Here is a 2,732-nt window from a genome sequence, read left to right as displayed (position 1 = left end):
TGGTGGACCCGCGGGCATCGGTCACGGTCCACCCGCTCGAGGTGCATGCCCAGGGCGCGGACGCGCTGCGCACGGTCCTCGAAGACCTGCTGCGCGGATTCCCCGACCTGATGATCACCGTCAGCCGGGTCATCACGACCGGCGACGTGGTCACCGCGCTGCTGCGGGCCGAGGGAACCCAGGCGGCCGGCTACGCCGGCGCCATCAACACGGAAAAACATCTCGACATCGAGCAGGCCTGGCGGTTCGCGACCGGCGGCGGGCTGATCACGGGCGTCGCCGTCTACTGGTGCCAGGCGCAGCTGTACCGGCGGCTCGCGGTCAAGCGCTACGACGAGATCTCGATCGCCTGAACGCGGAGGGGGACATGACAGAAACCAGCACGGGAACGACCCGCACCGCCGACTCGGCGGCCGCGGTCGTGACCGAGTTCTTCGACCGCTACCGCGCGCACGATGTCGACGGCATGACCGACCTGTGCTCGATCACCGCCGGCTTCTCCTACGTCCCTGTCGAGATGTGGGGCAAACAGCGGGTGCTGCGCGGCGACGGCACGGTCGGCACCGTCGGCAAGCCGCTGTGGGCCGGGCTGATCGCCTCGTTCCCCGACCTGTCCAACACCGTGCACACCGTCACCAGCAACGACGACGGCGACGTGGTCGTCCAGGCCGACATCGAGGGCACCCAGCAGGGGGCCTGGGGCCTGATCACCCCGGCAGGCAAGCACTACAGCGAACCGCACCTGTTCATCTTCCACGTGGGGCCTGACCTGCTCATCGACAGCATCACCGGCTACTGGAACGACGCCGGCATCAGCCGGCAGCTCGGCCACAACGAAGTCGACTGACCGGAGGAACCCCCATGGCACTGCTCAAGCGCGAGGAATGGCAGGGCTTCGTCCGCGACGTGGACTGGTCCTATCGCTACGTCGACGACGAGGCCGTCTACCCGGAATGGCACAGCGGGACCGGCAAGGTACCGCGGGACGCGTGGCTGACCTGGGAGGAGAGCTACAAGGTCAGCTACCCGGAGTACGTCGCGACCCAGCGGGAGAAGGAGACGGCGGCGTACGCGGTGAAGGCCGCGCTGCAGCGCTCATCGGTCTGGGACGGCCTGGACGAAGGCTGGAAGTCCGCGACCAAGATGCACTTCGGCGGCGTTTCCCTCAGCGAGTACGCCGCGACGCTCGCCGAGCTCAAGATGGCACGGTTCGGGCTGGCCGGATCGTGGCGGAACATGGCCGTCTTCGGCGCGCTCGACGAGCTGCGGCACACGTCGATCACTACGTTCTTCGGGCACGAGTTCATCAGCAAGGACCCGCAGTACGACTGGACGCAGAAGGCGTTCCAGACCAACGACTGGGTGGCGATCTCGCTGCGCAACATGTTCGACGCGATGATGAGCTCCGCCAACGTGGTGGACATCGCGCTGCAGCTGCCGCTGGTGTTCGAGACCGGCTTCACCAACCTGCAGTTCGTCGCGCTGGCGGCGGACGCGCTGGCCTCCGGCGACGTCAACTTCGCCAACATGATCTCCTCGATCCAGACCGACGAGGCGCGCCACTCCCAGCAGGGCGGCCCGACCCTGGAAATCCTCATGGAGCACGACCCGGTGCGGGCCCAGTGGGTGGTCGACAAGACCTTCTGGGCCTCGGCGCGCGCGCTGGCCGCGCTGACCGGCACCTCGATGGACTACTACACCCCGCTGGAGCACCGCAAGCAGTCCTACCGGGAGTTCATGGAGGAATGGATCATCGACCAGTTCATCAGGACCATCGAGCAGTACGGGCTGCGCAAGCCGTGGTACTGGGATGAGTTCATGCGCGGCCTGGACATCTGGCACCACGCGCTGCATATGGGCCTGTGGTTCTGGCGGCCGACGATCTGGTGGCGGCCGATGGCGGCGGTCAGCCCTGACGAGCGGGCCTGGCTGGCCGAGAAGTACCCCAACTGGGAAAAGGTCTTCGGCGACAAGTGGGACGTGATCATCGACAACGTCAACGCCGGCAACGTGGCGGCGACCCTGCCGGAGACGCTGCCCTGGCTGTGCAGCACCTGTCACCTGCCCGTGTGCAACGCCACCCAGTCCCGCGGCGGGACCTGGCGGGTCAGGGACGTCCCGCTCAGCTACGACGGCAGGACCTACCACTTCTGCACGAACGCCTGCCGGCAAATCTTCTGGAAGGACCGGGCCAGCGTCAACAACCCGACGCTCATCGACCGGTTCCTCGCCGGGCAGATCCAGCCGATGGACGTCGGCGGGATCCTCGGCTACATGGGCCTGACGCCGGAGGTCATGGGCGACGACCCGGACTACCAGGCCTGGACCAGGGACTACGCCGGCCGGCCCGCCGAAGGCATCGCCGTGGCGGCGCAGCCATGACCGCCGAACCCGGCGCGGCAGAAAACCCGCCGCAGCTGGTCCCGCTGAACGCGATCTTCGCCACCGACTTCGTGCAGATCCTGGTCCCGGTCACCACCGCGAACACCATGCGAGAAGTGGCCGCCGCGGTGGCCTACCACGTCGAGGGCAAGCGGGTCCGCGCGCTGCCGTACGACAAGGTCGTCATCTACCGCGGCGAGCGGCTGCCGGCCGAGATGACCGTCGCCGCCGCCGGCCTCCAGCCGCTGGACCACGTCACGGTCGAGTACGACATCCCGGAGGGGTCATGAAGAACCCGGTGGGCCCGGTGCTGCGGATGGGCGATGAGGTCGAGCTGATCATCGCGGCGA

4 protein-coding genes are annotated in these 2,732 nt (G+C 67.8%); all 4 read left to right on the top strand.

What is annotated here, in order from left to right; translation table 11 throughout:
- The coding region (locus VGZ32_RS00360) for an ester cyclase (RefSeq protein ID WP_326883699.1) at window positions 1-353 on the top strand (353 nt) is incomplete at its 5' end.
- Window positions 354-367: 14 nt separating this feature from the next.
- On the top strand, window positions 368-847 hold the full coding sequence (locus VGZ32_RS00355; RefSeq protein ID WP_326883698.1) for a nuclear transport factor 2 family protein: 480 nt from the start codon (window positions 368-370) through the stop codon (window positions 845-847).
- 14 nt (window positions 848-861) lie between these two features.
- Window positions 862-2,382: a toluene monooxygenase gene (locus tag VGZ32_RS00350; RefSeq protein ID WP_326883697.1), complete on the top strand. Its 1,521-nt coding sequence runs from the start codon at window positions 862-864 to the stop codon at window positions 2,380-2,382.
- On the top strand, window positions 2,379-2,672 hold the full coding sequence (locus VGZ32_RS00345; protein ID WP_326883696.1) for a toluene-4-monooxygenase system B family protein: 294 nt from the start codon (window positions 2,379-2,381) through the stop codon (window positions 2,670-2,672). The genes VGZ32_RS00350 and VGZ32_RS00345 overlap by 4 nt, the downstream gene beginning before the upstream one ends.
- Window positions 2,673-2,732: the final 60 nt, after the last annotated feature.

Source organism: Actinocrinis sp., from assembly GCF_035938995.1.
Taxonomy (GTDB): domain Bacteria; phylum Actinomycetota; class Actinomycetes; order Streptomycetales; family Catenulisporaceae; genus DASZGI01.
The sequence above is the reverse complement of the archived record's forward strand: the minus strand, read 5'-3'. Positions and strand labels throughout refer to the sequence as shown.